The organism is Methylobacterium mesophilicum, assembly GCF_036441335.1.
GTDB lineage: Bacteria > Pseudomonadota > Alphaproteobacteria > Rhizobiales > Beijerinckiaceae > Methylobacterium > Methylobacterium mesophilicum_B.
Genome location: NZ_MLBW01000010.1, coordinates 1 through 15829 on the forward strand (window position 1 = coordinate 1; position 15829 = coordinate 15829).

General features: G+C 72.4%; 13 protein-coding genes and 1 pseudogene. 3 read left to right on the forward strand and 11 right to left on the reverse strand.

The window, feature by feature from the left end; translation table 11 throughout:
- The 6 genes from MMR14E_RS07860 to MMR14E_RS07885 form a co-directional block, all read right to left on the reverse strand.
- Positions 1 to 853 (reverse strand): peptidoglycan-binding domain-containing protein (locus MMR14E_RS07860; protein ID WP_331313587.1); only part of this gene is annotated, 853 nt, incomplete at its 3' end.
- A complete protein-coding gene (locus MMR14E_RS07865) occupies positions 850 to 2211 on the reverse strand; it encodes a hypothetical protein (RefSeq protein ID WP_331313588.1) in 1362 nt (453 codons plus the stop codon). The genes MMR14E_RS07865 and MMR14E_RS07860, both read right to left, overlap by 4 nt.
- Positions 2208 to 2810, reverse strand: a complete 603-nt coding sequence (locus MMR14E_RS07870) for a hypothetical protein (protein WP_331313589.1) — start codon at positions 2808 to 2810, stop codon at positions 2208 to 2210. Before MMR14E_RS07870 ends, MMR14E_RS07865 begins: the two co-directional genes overlap by 4 nt.
- Positions 2811 to 2814: 4 nt before the next feature.
- Entirely contained in the window at positions 2815 to 4776 is a 1962-nt protein-coding gene (locus MMR14E_RS07875; RefSeq protein ID WP_331313590.1) for an AAA family ATPase, read from the reverse strand.
- A gap of 85 nt (positions 4777 to 4861) precedes the next feature.
- Complete coding sequence (locus MMR14E_RS07880; RefSeq protein ID WP_331313591.1) at positions 4862 to 5995, reverse strand: AAA family ATPase; 1134 nt, start codon at positions 5993 to 5995, stop codon at positions 4862 to 4864.
- 3 nt (positions 5996 to 5998) lie between these two features.
- Complete coding sequence (locus tag MMR14E_RS07885; protein ID WP_331313592.1) at positions 5999 to 6493, reverse strand: hypothetical protein; 495 nt, start codon at positions 6491 to 6493, stop codon at positions 5999 to 6001.
- Positions 6494 to 6866: 373 nt separating this feature from the next.
- On the opposite strand from MMR14E_RS07885, the gene MMR14E_RS07890 reads away from it, so the two are divergent.
- From MMR14E_RS07890 to MMR14E_RS07900, 3 genes are all read left to right on the forward strand, one after another.
- Positions 6867 to 7499: a response regulator transcription factor gene (locus MMR14E_RS07890; RefSeq protein WP_331313593.1), complete on the forward strand. Its 633-nt coding sequence runs from the start codon at positions 6867 to 6869 to the stop codon at positions 7497 to 7499.
- 160 nt (positions 7500 to 7659) lie between these two features.
- The gene (locus MMR14E_RS07895) at positions 7660 to 8460 is read left to right on the forward strand and encodes a hypothetical protein (RefSeq protein ID WP_331313594.1); all 801 of its coding nucleotides are present in this window, start codon (positions 7660 to 7662) and stop codon (positions 8458 to 8460) included.
- 422 nt (positions 8461 to 8882) lie between these two features.
- Positions 8883 to 10529: a hybrid sensor histidine kinase/response regulator gene (locus MMR14E_RS07900; RefSeq protein WP_331313595.1), complete on the forward strand. Its 1647-nt coding sequence runs from the start codon at positions 8883 to 8885 to the stop codon at positions 10527 to 10529.
- 16 nt (positions 10530 to 10545) lie between these two features.
- Here MMR14E_RS07900 and MMR14E_RS07905 read toward each other — a convergent pair whose 3' ends face one another.
- The 5 genes and pseudogenes from MMR14E_RS07905 to urtB form a co-directional block, all read right to left on the reverse strand.
- On the reverse strand, positions 10546 to 10938 hold the full coding sequence (locus tag MMR14E_RS07905; protein ID WP_331313596.1) for a hypothetical protein: 393 nt from the start codon (positions 10936 to 10938) through the stop codon (positions 10546 to 10548).
- Between the two features lie 582 nt (positions 10939 to 11520).
- On the reverse strand, positions 11521 to 12216 hold the full coding sequence (urtE, locus tag MMR14E_RS07910; RefSeq protein ID WP_331313624.1) for an urea ABC transporter ATP-binding subunit UrtE: 696 nt from the start codon (positions 12214 to 12216) through the stop codon (positions 11521 to 11523).
- Between the two features lie 2 nt (positions 12217 to 12218).
- Entirely contained in the window at positions 12219 to 13016 is a 798-nt protein-coding gene (gene urtD / locus MMR14E_RS07915) for an urea ABC transporter ATP-binding protein UrtD (protein WP_331313597.1), read from the reverse strand.
- Positions 13013 to 14167, reverse strand: a complete 1155-nt coding sequence (gene urtC, locus MMR14E_RS07920) for an urea ABC transporter permease subunit UrtC (RefSeq protein ID WP_331313598.1) — start codon at positions 14165 to 14167, stop codon at positions 13013 to 13015. Before urtC ends, urtD begins: the two co-directional genes overlap by 4 nt.
- Positions 14168 to 14172: 5 nt before the next feature.
- Positions 14173 to 15709 (reverse strand): annotated as a pseudogene (gene urtB, locus MMR14E_RS07925) (urea ABC transporter permease subunit UrtB).
- Positions 15710 to 15829: the final 120 nt, after the last annotated feature.

Genomic DNA, 15829 nt, shown 5'->3' on the forward strand with positions numbered 1-15829 from the left:
CATTGCCGGACCCCGCACTGCCCTGCGGGCCGGCACCCCGGCCGGCCAGGGCCTGCACGGCCGCGCGCGTCTGCGGCGTCGCCGTCCCGTCGGCCGGCCCGGTGTAGAAGCCGCGCTTGGCGAGGTCGCGCTGAATCGCCGCCACGAGGTCGGGGGGCTGGCGGCCGAGCTCGTCCGTGAAGGTGGTGACCGCCCGCGGCAGCTTGGCCGCCACCGTGTTCATGTAGAGGTCGGCGGCCTTCTGCGGATCCCGCGGGACGCCGCTCGCGGCATCGGTGTAGCAGCCGGCGATCCAGTAGAGCGTCGACCAGGAATCGAGGTAGTTGTTCCGGGCCGCGACCGGGTTCGCCTGGAAGGCCAGCCCGTAGCGGCAGCCCCGCTTGAGATCGTGCTGGCCGCGGGCGGGGTCGAGCAGGAGCTCGGTCATGCCGCGCTGGGCCCCGGGGAAGCCGAGGTCGGCGGGCTTCTGGTAGTAGGTCAGCGCCTTGGCGGCGTCGGGCTTGACCGGGTTCTTGGCGTAGACTGCGGCCCATTCGGGATTGTAGAGGGCGCCCATGAACGAGCGGGCGCTGACGTCGCCGGCCTCGGCGGCCGTCCGCAGCTTCTCGAAGGCGGCCCGGTCGCCGTCCTTGCCGGCCTTGTCGAGCAGGTCGAGATAGAGCTTCTCGTTCTCCTTGCTGTCGGCGGGCTTGCCCCACTCGCCCGCGGGCTTCAGCAGCGCCAGGGCGAGGCCGGCCAGAAGCGCGACCGCGGCCTGGGGCAGGACCAGCCAGGCGAGGCGGTAGCGCGCGTCCGCGTACCAGAGCGTCGCGTGCGCCCGGAGCCGGTCGGTCCCGATCGTGACGCCGCTCATGACTTGGCCTTCATGTAGGCGCGCAGGGCCGTGATGACCGCGGCATTGCGCTTGTTCTCGACCGGGAGCGTGTAGAAGCCGCGGGCGGTCAGCGCGGCCTGGATCGCGCCCCAGAACCCGTCGCTCCAGTTGCCCGCCTCCGGGAACAGCAGCCAGAAGGTGATCTGGTCGTCCTTGAGGTCGACGCCGCGCAGGGCGAGGGCCGCCGCCTTCCGGGGATCCTTGGCGACGTTGCCGTAGCCGGAATCGTACAGCACCGCCGCCTCGCCCGCCGCCATGCCGTTGCCGGCGGCCGCGGCGCGCTCGTAGGCGGCGACGGCGACCTGCGCGTCCGGCGCGAAGACGTCGCCCTTGTTCATCACCGGGTTGAACAGGCGCGCGTAGGCGGTGAGCGCGTCCGCGTCCCCGGCCTCGGCGCGGCTCTTCAGGTCGGCCATCTTCCGCCGGTCGCCGGTCCGGGCGGCGGCCTGGAGGGCCAGCACCTCCGGATCCGGACCCTTGGGCGCCATCCGCCGCGGCTCGGGCCGCGGGGTCGCGACCGTGTTGGTGATCCCCGCCTCCACCTGGAGGGCCGTGATGATCCCGGGATTGGGCCGCCCGTCCACCGGGCCGATGTACCGGCGCTGCTCGGCCAGGTGCCGCTGGAGGCCCGACACCAGGGCGGGGTTCTGCTGCCCGAGATTGTTGATGAAGGCGTCCATCGTCGGCCGGTGGCGGCGCCACAGCACCGCGGTCACCAGCCCCCCGGCCCGCACCGGGTCCTGCGGCAGGCCGCTCCCGGGCTCGACGTAGCAGGTGGCGAGCTTGACGGTCAGCCGCTCCTCGCCGGTGATCGTGCGCTCGAGCGTCTCGGGGGCGTCGATCCAGGTCTGGGCCAGGCGGCAGCCGCGCCGGAGGTCGCGGTTGGGGTTGGCCGGGTCGAGCAGCACGTCCGCGAGGCGCGTGACCGCCAGGAGATCGCCGATCGCGGCGCCCGGTCCGTAGAGGGCGGCCGCCCGGACGAAATCGTTCGGCGCGGGCTTGTTCGGGAAGTAGGCGGCGGTCAGGGGGTCGTAGAGCGTCCCGAGCTTGGTCGCGGCGTCGATCTGGCCCCGGGTGGCCGCGGCGGTCAGCGCGTCGAACGCCGCGCGGTCGCCGTCCTTGCCGGCCCAGTCGCGCAGGGCGCTCAGCTCGGCGAGCCGCGCCTTCGAGGCGGTGGCCGGCTGACCCCAGACCCCCTGCGCGGCCAGCGCCATGCACAGGCCCGCCACCGCGCAGGTCACGGCCTGCGGCAGGGCGAGCCAGGCCAGGCGGTAGCGGCGATCGTCGTACCAGAGGGCCGCGTGCGCGCGCAGCCAGTCCTCGCGGGCGACGCTCATGGCCGCGACGGCTCCCGGGCCGTCCCCGCGGTGTCCACCAAGTGCCGGACCGCCGCGCGGGTCGCGTCGTTGCTGCGCGTCTCGATCGGACCCGTGTACAGACCGCGCGCGGCCAGCGCCGTCTGAAGTGCCGCCCAGAAATCCGGGCTCCAGACCGCCCCGATCCCGGGATCCGTGACGAGGCAGCCGCTGTCCGGGTCCGTCTCCAGCTGGCGCATCACCAGGGCCGCGGCCCGGGCCGGGTCCCGCTCCAGATTGCCCGGGCCACGGTCGTGGAGTTCGGCCGCCATCCCCGCGGCCACCCAGTTGCCGGCGGCCCCCGCGCGCTCGAAATACACGGCGGCGAGCCGGGCATTGCGCGCGGGTTCACCGGATCCCGCGGTGAAGGGGCTGTAGAGGTGGCCGAGGGTCACGAGCGCTGCGCTCTCGCCCCGATCGGCCGCGGCCACGACCGCCGCCACCGCGCTGGTGCGGCGCACGACCTCCTCGGCGAGGCCGCGGAGCACTGCCAGCGACGCGGGCCCCGCGGGGCGCGCGCCGTTGCCTTCGGGAGAGCTTCCCTCCGGTCCGGGCGGCGGGGGCGTGTCGGGCAGCGCCATGCCGCTACGCCCCCGCCGCCGGACGCGCCGCGTCCCCGGTGGGCCGGAGCGCCCGCTCGACATCCACGAGCTCGAACTGGCCGTCATCGCCCAGGGGATCGCTGGCGAGGCGCATCGCCTGGGCCTCGCGCAGGCGCTCCAGGAGCGTGCGCATCTCGCGGGCATTCGCCCAGTCGTGCCGCTGCGCGCGCTGCTCGACCCACGGGATCAGCAGGGTCTCGAAGCGCGGCGGCAGCCGGAACGATTGCCGCGACGCCATCAGGCGCAGGATCTCGACGAGGTCGTACGGGTCGTAGGCCGGGAATTGCACGGTCTTGGTGAACCGGCCGGCGAGGCCGGGATTTGTGTCGATGAACCGGGCCATGTCGCCGGTGTAGCCGGCGACGATCACGATGATCCGGTCGCGGTTGTCCTCCATGAACTTGAGGAGGGTGTCGATCGCCTCCTTGCCGAAGTCGCTGCCGCCCCCGCCGCCCTCGGCCAGCGTGTAGGCCTCGTCGATGAACAGGATGCCGTCGAGGGCCTCGCGGCAGCGCTCCAGGGTCTTGGCCGCGGTCTGGCCGACGTAGCCCGCCACCAGCCCGGCCCGGTCGACCTCGACCACGTGCCCCTTCCGCAGGACGCCGAGCGTCCGGAAGATGTCGCCCATGATGCGCGCCACCTCGGTCTTGCCGACGCCGGGCGGCCCGGTGAACACCATGTGCTGGCTCACCGCGCCGACTTCGATGCCCTCGGCGCGGCGCCGGGCATCGACCAGCACCCGCGCCGCCACGGTCTTCACCTGCTCCTTGACCGGCGCGAGCCCGATCATCGCGTCGAGGCGGGCCATGACCTTCCGGGCCGCGTCCATGTCGACCGCGCCGCCGGGCTGGCGGCCGAGGGCCGCGGCGATGTCGGCGGGTTCGAGCCGGTTGATGTCGCCGCCGGGGCTGGCGGCGAGGCGCAGCGCCTGCGCCTGGCGGGCCTTCTCCAGGACCGTGCGCATCTCGCGGGCGTTGGCCCAGTCCTCGGCCTTCGACCGGGGCCCGACATAGGCGGCGAGGTCCTTCTCGAATCCCTCCGGCATGACGAAGCCCTGGCCCGCGGCCATGCGCTTCAGGATCTCGGCGAGCTCCGGCGGGCTGTAGGGCGGGAACTCGACCGTCTTGGTGAACCGGCTGGCGAGGCCGGGATTCGCGTCGATGAACCGGCGCATGTCGTTGGTGTAGCCGGCGACGATCACGATGATCCGGTCGCGGTTGTCCTCCATGAACTTGAGGAGGGTGTCGATCGCTTCCTTGCCGAACTCGCCGCCGCTCCCGCCGCCGGGAGCCAGCGCGTAGGCCTCGTCGATGAACAGGATGCCGTCGAGGGCCTCCTTGCAGCGCTCCAGGGTCTTGATCGCGGTCTGGCCGGCGTAGCCCGCCACCAGCCCGGCCCGGTCGACCTCCACGAGGTGGCCCTTGCGCAGCACCCTGAGCGCCTTGAAGACGCTGCCGAGGACCCGCGCCACCTCGGTCTTGCCGACGCCGGGCGGTCCGGTGAACACCATGTGCTGGCTCATGGCCGCCACCGGCAGGTTCTGGGCGCGGCGCTGCTGCTCCACCTGCATCCGGGCGATGACGCCCTTCACCTCCAGCTTCACGGGGTCGAGCCCGACCATGCCGTCGAGGGTCGCGAGCGCGGTGGCCAGGAGGTCCTTCTTCTCCGCGGCCGCGCCGTCGTCGACGAAGCGGATCGGGCGGATCCTGCGGCTCGCCCGGGCCCGGTCCAGGGCGCGCCGCGTCGCCTCGATCCGCGCCGGGATGTAGCTCGCCGCGAGCAGGCCGCCGACGAGGCCGCCGAGGATCAGGCCGTTGCGCAGCAGCGCCGACGGCGTCGCGGCGAGCGACCCGAGCACGTCCGGCCGCAGGGCGACCAGCAGGCCGGTGGCACCCAGCACGATGACCGCGAAGAGCGCGACCGGATGCTTGTCGAGGCGTTCCATGGACGTGGTGAACCTTGGTGCTGGCCCTGGTGATGGCCTGGGTGCTGGCCTGGGTGCTGGGCGCGCGTGGCCCCTCGGGCCGCCCTCAGGCGTCCTCGCCGGTGGCGCGGAGCAGATCGACGATCTCCAGGCGGCGCAGGTCGCCGCCCTGGAGGGCGACCCGGGCGGCCTGGGCCTCGCGGGCCTTCTCCAGGAGGGTCCGCATCTCGCGGGCGTTCGACCAGTCGTCGGCGCGGGACCGCTGCGCGAGCCAGGGAGTCAGCGCCGCCTCGAACCCCTCTGGGAGCGCGAATTGCTGCCGGGCCGCCATGCGCCTCAGGATCTCGCAGAGATCCTTCGGGCTGTAGGGCGGGAACTCGATGATCTTGGTGAACCGGCCGGCGAGGCCGGGATTCGCGTCGATGAACCGGCGCATGTCGTTGGTGTAGCCGGCGACGATCACGATGATCCGGTCGCGGTTGTCCTCCATGAACTTCAGGAGGGTGTCGATCGCCTCCTTGCCGAAGTCGCCGCCGCCCCCGCCGCCGGCGGCCAGGGTGTAGGCCTCGTCGATGAACAGGATGCCGTCGAGCGCCTCGTGGCACTTCTCGAGGGTCCTGGCCGCGGTCTGGCCGACATAGCCCGCCACCAGGGCCGCGCGGTCGACCTCCACGAGATGCCCGCGGCGCAGCACCTCGAGGGACCGGTAGATCTCGCCGATCGCCCGCGCCACCTCGGTCTTGCCAACGCCGGGCGGCCCGGTGAACACCATGTGCTGGCTGATCGCCGCCACCGGCAGGCCCTCGGCGCGCCGCCGCTGCTCCAGCTCCAGCCGCGCGATCAGGGCGTTGACCTCGCGCTTGACCGGCGCGAGCCCGACCATGGCCTCGAGATTCGCGATCACGGCCTCGGGGGACTGGGCCTCCACGACCCGGCGCGGCGCCGCGATCAGGCGCGGCAGGGCCAGCAGGCCGCCGGCCGGCTGCCCGAGGCCGGCCTCCGCCCTCCGCGCGGCCGNCCCGAGGCCGGCCTCCGCCCTCCGCGCGGCCGTCGCGGTCGCGGCGAGGCCCAGAGCCGCCAGCAGGGCGACGGCGATCCCGATCGCCGCCTTCCAGCGCAGCTCCGGCCCGGCGGCGTTCCACCAGGCGACCGGGCCGTAATCGGTGCTCAGCAGGAGCGGGGTGAGGACCGCGACCACCAGCCCGGAGACGACGAAGGGGAGGATGGCGGATTTCGACATCCGTCAGCCTCCGCAGGGCTTGCTGGTGTTCCAGATCACGGGGATCCGCTGGACGCCGCCGGTCGTGTCGATCTTCAGGCCCGGCGTCAGCTCGACGAAGACGTCCTTGGCGGCGCCCTCGATGGTGATCTCGCCCTTGCCGGTCTCGTAGGGCGCCGGGAACGGGACCGCGATGTTGATCGGCCCGTCGGCGACGTTGAAGGCCGGGGACAGGTAGTTCCCGGCCCGGATCCGCACCACGCCGCCGGCATCGGCCGCCATCTTCGACAGGCGCATCTGGCCCAGCGGGGCCTGGCAGGCCTTGGCCTCCGCGACGATCTTGTCCTTCTCGTCGGACGGCAGGGTCTCGGCGGCCTTGTCGATCTCGCCCGCCTTGACCAGCGTCAGGGCCGGCCGCGCGGCCGTCCCGGCGGTCTCGCCACTGCCCGAGAGCAGCACGCCCGCGACGGCGCCCGCCGCCACCAGGCCGCCCACGATCGCGATGAGGCTCGGCGACACGCCCGGCCTGGCGGGGGCCGCGGGGCTCGGGGCCGCACGGGGCTCGGAAAGCCTGTCCTGAGCCTGCCGCTCAGCATTCTGGTGTTCGACTTCCGACATCCAGCGGGCCCCCGAACATGGAACGACGTAATTCGTGCGTCGCGTCGGCGCGCACGACATGACCTGCAGCCTCGCTCTTTTTGGAAAGATTCGAATAAATTAGCGGGCCGCTGCCTGTCACCATGACGGCCCGACTTCTAGGCAGGCGGAAAAAACCGGTCTACTAGTGTATATGACCTATCGTCGCAGGCTTGACAGGGCCTGGATTTCCCTCGGCATGGCTCCTCGCCGCGACGTCATGGGGAAAGATTCCGATGCTGCGACCGGGAGTGGCATGAACGGATCCGCGCGAGAGACCCTCATCGTCGCCGACGATCACCCGCTGTTCCGCGAGGGTATGCGGCGCATCGCGGAACGGCTCTACCCGCAGGCCCTGGTCCGGGAGGCCGCCACGATGGAGCAGGTCCTGGCGCTGGCGCGCGCCGGGCCCCCCCCGCGGGCGTTCCTCCTGGACCTCGTGTTCCCCGGCCTCGATCCCCGCCGCTCCATCGGCGCGCTGCGCGTCGAGTTCGAGCGGGCCTCGATCATCGTCGTGTCGATGATCGAGGACGAGGGCCTGATCCGGACCGTCATGGCCGAGGGCGCCGACGGCTTCATCGGCAAGGCGCTGCCCGCGGCAGAGATCGCCCAGGCGATCGCGGCGATCCGCGACGGCGAGTTCGTGATCCGGCGCAGCCCGGTCTCGGGTCTCGCCGCGCCGCGCGGCCCGCTCCCGCCCCTGACGCAGCGCCAGCGCGACGTGCTGCGCCTCGTCGCCCTGGGGCGCACCAACAAGGAGATCGCCCGGGAACTTGAGATCTCCCCCTTCACCGTCCGCATCCACGTCTCGGCGCTCCTGCGCGCCCTCGACGTCACCTCCCGGTCCGCCGCGGCCGCGAGGGCGGCCACGGCCGGCGTCGGGGATTGAGGGGGCGGACCGTGCGGCGGCGCCGATCGTACACCTGTCCGAATGGCCCGGTGCCGGGCTCCGTGGCAGAGCCCGGCGCATGAGACGGGCGGGACGGGAAGCGGGACGGGAAGACGGGCGCGCGGCCCGCGGGCGGTTTCCGACGGGGCCTGCCCTCGCGGTGCGGCCCGTCCTGGCTGCCGTCCTGGCTGCCGTCCTGGCCGCCGGCCTCGCTGCCGTTCTCGCTGCCGCGCCGGCCGCGGCCGATCCCGACCTCGCCATGCTGCCGCACGCCGCGGTGCTGGCGGCGATCTGCGGGCGGCCCGCCGACACGGCGGCCGAGACCTGCCGGATGAAGGACGGCCGCACGGCGAAATTCTGGACCGCCGCCATGTTCTCCACCGGGACCGGGAGCCGGTTCACCGGCTTCGTCACGATGCCGGCCCCGGGCGCGGACGCCGCGGCGCCCGACCGGCGGAGCGTCGCGGCCGCCACCTACGTCCTCAAGGATATGCGCTGGCGCCTCGAAGACGTGCAGGTCCTGTCCGGCCGGATCGGGACCGGGAACCGCAACGGCGGCGCCCCGGAGGTGGACGAGCGGCTCGGCGCCGTGTTCAGGCCGCTGAGCCGGGGCCGCCTCCTGATGGGCCTGCGCCTCACGGTCTACGGGACGGCCGGATCGCAGGGCTTCTCGTTCCTGCTCCTGCAGTTCCGCGACGCGCCGGCGCACTGGACGCTCGCGGGCGAGGTCGCGGCGGGCGCCGACGAGACGGCCGGCTGCGCGGAGGATCCCTGCCGGCTGGGATCGAGCACGGGGCGGCTGGAGATCCTGCCGGAGGATCCGCGCGACCCCGCCGCGTGGCCCCCGGTCCGGGTCACGCTGAGCGGCACCGTGCTGGGCGCGGACGGGACGCTCCGTCCCGCCACCGACCGGGATGCCCGTGTCTATCGCTTCGATCCGGGCGCCGGCACCTACCGCTGACGGTGCCCGTGACCGGTCGCCGAGATCAGGCCTGCAGTGAAGTAAAAAATATTCTGCCGCCCATATTCCTCCCGAAAGTCTCGCTGCAACACAGCTACCATTGTAGCGGAGACTGAATAAGCTGTTCTTGCGCCCAAGACTCGCCCTCGTCGCCGCGTCGCGGGCTCCCGTCGCGTCTGGTGGTGTCGATCACCTTCAGGTAGACTTTCCGCATCTGTCCACGACCGGCGATGGCGGCGCGCCGTGACCTGGGTCCCGGGCGGCGACGCGGCAGGGCGACTGCACGATGAAGCGACAGCGGGAGACCGGGACCGGCACGGCGCGATTCGGGGCGGGCGCCGCGGGGCCTGTCCCGGCCAAACCTGTCCCGGCGGAGCGGGCGCCCGGCCTCGGCCGCGCCGCCGGCCGGGCCTGAACCGCCGATGTTCGGGGCGCGGCGCCGGCGGGACGAGGCGTACGACAATGAGAAGGCGCAGGCGCTCATCCGGGCCGTCGTCATCGGCCTCGCCTGCCTGTACCTCCTGCCGCAGATCTACGGCGGGATCGCACCGCCGGAGGCCCGGTTCGTCGCCTACCTCGTGACGTGCCACTGGGTCTTCGCCGTGGCGCTGTACGGCTGGATCGCCCGCAATCCCGGCAGCAACACGCCGCGCCGCGTCGTCACCTTCCTCCTCGATCTCGGCGGGATGACCTACGCGATGGCGGTGGGCGGCGCGCCGTTCCTGCCGCTCTACGCGATCGTGATCCGGCTGATCGTCGGCAACGGCCTGCGCTACGGGGTCACCGCCCTGAAGGCGTCCACGGCGGCGGCCCTGGTCTCGATCGCGGCCACCACGTACGTCAACGCCTACTGGCGCGCGAACCCGTTCCTGGTCCTGACGCTGACGGCCATCACCGTCCTCGTGCCGACCTACATCTACAGCCTGCTGGAGCGCCTGCGCGGCGCCTACGAGCGCGAGCAGGAGGCGAGCCTGTCCAAGTCGCGCTTCCTGGCGCAGGCGAGCCACGATCTGCGCCAGCCGATCCACGCCATCAGCCTGTTCACCGCCTGCCTGCGCGACGCCAGGCTCGGGCCGGAGGAGCTGCAGATGGTCGAGAACATCGACCGGTCGCTGCAGAGCGTCTCGCGCCTGTTCAAGTCGCTCCTAGACATCTCGACCCTCGACAGCGGCCGGGTGGAGCCCCGGCCCGAGCCCGTCGCGATCAACGACGTCATCGAGGATGTGCGGCGCCAGAACTCGGAGGCCGCCCAGATCGCCGGGACGGCCCTGCGCAGCCGCGCCTGCGCGGTCGTGGTGCGCACCGACCGGGCGCTGCTCACGACGATGCTGCAGAACATCGTCAACAACGCGATCAAGTACGCGCCCGGCCGGCCGATCCTGATCGCCTGCCGCCGGCGGGGCGACCGGCTCGCCATCCAAGTCTACGATCGCGGCCCCGGAATCCCGGTCGCGCATCAGGAACGGGTCTTCGAGGAGTTCTACCAAGTCCGTCGCCGCGGCGACCGGGACGTTGAGGGCGTGGGCCTCGGTCTCCCGATCGTCCGGCGGCTCGGCGAACTCCTGGACCTCGCGGTGACGCTGCGCTCGGTGCCGGGGCGCGGGACCTGCGTGACGATCGGCAACCTGCCCGTCGCCCGGGCTCCGGAGCCCGCGGCGCTCCCGGCCCGGCTCGACCCGCCGGCGACGATCGGCGGCCTGCGCGTGCTGCTGGTGGAGGATGACGGGGCTGTGCTGCGGGCGACGGCCAGCCTGCTGGAGAAATGGGGCTGCCGCGTGCAGCCCGAAACCGGGATCCCCGACGCCGCGCCCGAGATCGACCTCCTCATCACCGATTTCGAGCTCGGGAACGGCGTCACGGGGACGGACTGCATCGCGGCGGTCCGGCGGCTCGCCGGGCGCGCGCTGCCGGCGGTGGTGATGAGCGGCCACGACGCGGCGCGGGTGCGCGAGGATCTGGGGGCGGCGGACATCCCGATCCTCTCGAAGCCGGTCCGGCCGGCCGAGCTGCGCTCCGTGCTCACCGCCGCGAGCCTCCGGCTGCGTCCCCGGCCCGCGCCGGCCGCGTGAGGCGCGCAGTCGGCCCTCACCGGGCCCGTTCGCGCGGGTCCATGCCGGGATCCTTGCCGGGATCCTTGCCGGGATCCTTGCCGGGATCCTTGCCGGGATCCTTGCCGGGATCCTTGCCGGGATCCTTGCCGGGATCCATTCTGGGATCCTCGTCGGGATCCTTGCCGGGACGGGCGGTCGCCGTCCCGCCGCCCTGCCGGTCGAGCATCGCCCTCAGCAGGGCGTCCCGCGCGAGGCCGTGCTCGGCCGCGATGCGGTCCACGATCCGGAGCGCCTGCGCGGCGGCGGAGCGGTCCGTCACCGGCAACCGCGCGAAGGCCTCGCTGAGTCGCGTCCCCGCGACGTATCCGACGACGATCCCGACGAGGACGCCGCAGGCGCCGACCAGGATCAGGACGCCGATCTTCATGATTCACCCGCCGGCCGCCGCGAGACTTCCGGCCTTCTGACCAGCCCGCGCGGGCGATCTCAAGAGGCGGACGGCCGGTCCGGCGGCCTCCGGTCGCCGCGTCAGCCCTGCTCCGCCCGGTCCGCGCCGTCGCGGGCCTCGGCCTCGGAGGCGGCCCTGGGCGATCAGGTCGACGGCGGTCAGCGGCGCGTTCGCCCCGACGCCGCCGGCCAGCAGCAGGCCCGGTGGCACGGTCCGGACCTGGGGACGGCCGCCGCGAACGCCGCGGCGTCCGCCTCTTCGATCGGTCGCGTTCGTCATGACAGCGCGCCGCCCGTCAGCGCGGACCGGCCTGCGGACGCGGCCGCGGTACGGTGATGGTGACCAGCTCGCCGGTGACCGGATCCAGGATCGTCATGGGCGCCTCCGTGGTTGAGCCCCATGGCGGACCCGAATTGTGTTTTAACATTGGCCGATCTGGGCCATATGCACAGGTTTGGCGGCCCAATTCGCCGCCGGCCGCGCTGCGATTGTTGATTATCCGCCCCGATCTCCGGATCGAATCGCCGTATTCAGGGGCATGCGGCGGGCGCGGCGGCTGCCCTACACCGACATCCACCGCAGCACGTCGGCCTCGACCATCCCGGCCCGGGGCCCGGCCAGCACCACCTGCCCGCGATCCATCACCGCGTAGGTATCGCAGAGGTCGCGGGCCCACTCGAAATACTGCTCGACCAGCACGATCCCCATCTCGCCCTTGCCGCGCAGGTAGGTGATCGCCCGGCCGATATCCTTGATGATCGAGGGCTGGATGCCCTCGGTCGGCTCGTCGAGCACGAGGAGCTTGGGCCGGGTCACCAGCGCCCGGCCGATGGCGAGCTGCTGCTGCTGGCCGCCCGAGAGGTCGCCGCCGCGCCGGTGGAGCATGTCCTTGAGCACCGGGAACAGGTCGTAGATCTCCCCGGGGATGTGGCGGTCCCGGCGCTTCAGCGGCGCGAAGCCGGTCTCGAGGTTCTCCTTGACGGTGAGCAGCGGGAAGATCTCCCGACCCTGGGGCACGAAGGCGATCCCGGCCCGGGCCCGGTCGTAGGGGGCGAGATCCTGGATCGGGCGGCCGTCGAGGCGGATCGCGCCGGAGCGCACCGGCTGCTGGCCGACGATCGCCCGGAGCAGCGAGGTCTTGCCGACGCCGTTGCGGCCCAGAACCGTCGTGACCTGCCCGGCCTCGGCCGTCAGCGAGACGCCGCGGAGCGCCTGCGCGGCGCCGTAATAGAGGTCGATGCCGTCGACGGAGAGCATGGTCATCGTCCCAGATACACCTCGACCACCCGCGGGTCGGCCGAGACCGCGTCGATCGAGCCCTCGGCCAGCACCGCGCCCTCGTGCAGGCAGGTGACCCGGCAGCCGAGGTCGCGGACGAAGTGCATGTCGTGCTCGACCACCAGCACGGCGTGCTCGCCGGCGATCCGCCGCAGCAGGCGGGCGGTCTCGGCGGTCTCGGCGTCGGTCATGCCGGCGACCGGCTCGTCGACGAGCAGGAGCTTGGGGTCCTGCGCGAGCAGCATGCCGATCTCCAGCCACTGCTTCTGGCCGTGGCTCAGATCCGCCGCCGGCCGGCCCCGGTGGGCCAGCAGGCCGACGGTCTCCAGAAGGGCGTCGATCCGCTGGGCCTCCACCCGGTTGCGCCAGCCGAACAGGGACGCGAAGGCGGCCCGCGGGCCCTTCAGGGCGAGCAGGATGTTGTCGGCGACCGTGTGGCTCTCGAACACGGTGGGCTTCTGGAACTTGCGGCCGATGCCGAGGTCGGCGATCGCCGGCTCGTCGCTCCTGAGCAGGTCGTGGGTGCCGTCGAACAGGGCGATGCCGCTGTCCGGCCGGGTCTTGCCGGTGATGCAGTCCATCATGGTGGTCTTGCCGGCGCCGTTCGGGCCGATGATCGCGCGCAGCTCGCCGCGGGCCAGCGTCAGCGACAGGCCGCGCAGGGCCTTGTAGCCGTCGAAGGTCACCCGCAGGTCGTCGAGGTAGAGGAGCGCGTCGGTCTCGCGCTTCCGGTTGGCGGGGCCGCGGGCGTCGGGGCGTTCGAGGAGGTCGGTGCTCATGCGCCCTGCCCTTGTTCGACGCGTTCCGGGGCGATCTCGGGCTCCGGCGGCAGCCTGGCGGCCGCGCGCCGGGAGCCGAACCGCTCGATCGCGGTGCCGACGAGGCCGCGGGGCAGGAACAGCGTCACGACCACGAACAGGCCGCCGAGCGCGAACAGCCACGCGTCGGGCATCGCGCCGGTGAGCACGGTCTTGGCGTAGTTGACCAGCACGGCGCCCAGCGCCGCGCCGACCAGCGTGCCGCGCCCGCCCACCGCCACCCAGATCACCGTCTCGATGGAATTGGTGGGGGCGAACTCCCCCGGGTTGATGATGCCGACCTGCGGCACGTAGAGGGCACCGGCGACGCCGGCCATCATGGCCGAGACCGTGAAGGCCAGCGTCTTGAAGTGCTCCGGCCGGTAGCCGAGGAAGCGCGTGCGGCTCTCGGCATCGCGCACGGCGATCAGGATTTTTCCATAGGCCGAGACCGTCATGACCCGGGCGATCAGGTAACCCGAAGCCAGCGCGACGCCGGTCGCCACGAAGATGCCGACACGGAAATTCTGGGACTGAACCGAGAGTCCCAGAAAATCCTTGAAGTCGGTCAGCCCGTTGTTGCCGCCCAGCCCCATGTCGTTGCGGAAGAAGGCGAGCATCAGCGCGTAGGTCAGCGCCTGGGTGATGATCGACAGATAGACGCCCGTGACCCGCGACCGGAAGGCGAGCCAGCCGAACACGAAGGCGAGCACGCCCGGCACCAGCAGCACCATCAGGGCCGCGAAGGCGAAGTGGTCGAACCCGTACCAGTACCAGGGCAAGGTCTTGTAGTTCAGGAACACCATGAAGTCGGGCAGGACCGGATTGCCGTAGACGCCCCGGGCGCCGATCTGGCGCATCAGGTACATGCCCATCGCGTAGCCGCCGAGGGCGAAGAACGCCCCGTGGCCGAGCGAGAGGATGCCGCAATAGCCCCAGACGAGGTCGAGGCTGACCGCGAGCAGCGCGTAGGCGAGGTATTTTCCGAACAGCGAGACGAGGTAGGTCGGCAGGTGCAGGCCGGAGCCCTCCGGCACCGCGAGGTTCAGTACCGGCACCGCGAGGCAGAAGGCGGCCAGGACGGCGAGGAAGATCCAGCCCTTGAGATCAATGAGGGGGGTGCGGGACGGCAAGGAGCTCACGATTCCACCGCCCGGCCCTTGAGCGCGAACAGGCCGCGCGGGCGCTTCTGGATGAACAGGATGATGAAGATCAGGAGGCCGATCTTGGCCAGCACCGCGCCGATATACGGCTCGGCGAGCTTGTTCACGACGCCGAGCGTCAGCGCCGCCACCAGCGTCCCCCAGAGGTTGCCGACGCCGCCGAACACCACCACGAGGAACGAGTCGATGATGTAGCCCTGGCCGAGATTGGGCGAGACGTTGTCGATCTGCGAGAGGGCGACGCCCGCCATCCCGGCGATGCCGGAACCGAGCCCGAAGGTCAGGGCGTCGACGTAGGGCGTGCGGATGCCCATGGCGGCGGCCATGCGCCGGTTCTGGGTGACCGCCCGGGTCTTCAGGCCGAAGGAGGTCTTCCGCAGCACGAACAGGAGGCCGAGGAACACGGCCAGCGCGAACACGATGATCCACATCCGGCCCCAGGTGATCGACAGGCCGTAGACATCGACGGCGCCGCTCATGAAGCCGGGGGCGCCGACCTCGCGGTTGGTCGGTCCGAAGATCGAGCGGACGCCCTGCTGCAGCGCGAGGCTGACCCCGAAGGTGGCGAGCAGCGTCTCCAGCGGGCGGCCGTACAGGAAGCGGATGATGAACCGCTCGATCAGCACGCCGACGAGGCCGGCGACCAGGAACGCGCAGGGGATGCTGATCGCCAGCGACCAGCCGAACAGGGACGGCGCCTTGGTGCGGATCAACTCCTGCACGCCATAGGTCGTGTAGGCGCCGAGCATCACCATCTCGCCGTGGGCCATGTTGATCACGCCCATCACCCCGAAGGTGATGGCGAGCCCGATGGCGGCGAGCAGCAGGACCGAGCCGAGGGAGATGCCGTACCAGACGTTCTGCAGGGCACTGACGATCGCGAGCCGCGTCTCGATCGCTGCGATGCCGCGGGCGGCGGCGGCGCGGACCGCCTCGCTCGGATCCGCCGCGAGACCGCGCAGGATGCCCATCGCGTCGCCATCGCCCCGGGCCTGGATGGCGGGAATCGCGGCAAGCTTGTCGGTTTCCGCCGTTCCAGCCCTGGCGAGCAGCACGGCGGCGCGGGCCTCGGTCAGCGCCTGCCGGACGCCCGGATGGGTCTCGCGGGCGAGCGCCGCGTCGAGGGCCGGCAGNGGCGGCGCGGCGCTTGGCCGGGTCGGGGCTCGCGAGGTCGAGCTGCCCGCGGGCGGCCTCGATCGCCCGGCGGACCCGGTTGTTGGCGCGCACCGGCTTGAGGTCGGGGCTGTCGGCCGCCGGGGCGCCGGTCTTCGCGTCCGCGACGGCGCCGCCCTGCCGGATCAGCAGGGTCTTGTCCGGGCTCACCAGCAGGCGGCCGTCCGACAGGGCCGCGAGGATCGCGTCGGCGCGCGGGTCGCCGCTCGCCGCGAGGCCGGAGACGCCGGCCTCGATCTCCGCGTAGCCGTCGCCGGCGAGTTGGGCGTAGGGGTCGGGCGCCTGGGCGAGGGCCGGGGCGGCCAGCAGCAGGAACAGGAGGGTGAGGAGACGGAGCATGGCACTTCTGGCGCGACCGGACTCTCCCCCCCCTTGTGGGGAGGAGCCGGAGGTGGGGGTGGTCCAGGATCGAGCGTGGCGGTGCCTCCTGCACCACCCCCACCCCTACCCCTCCCCACA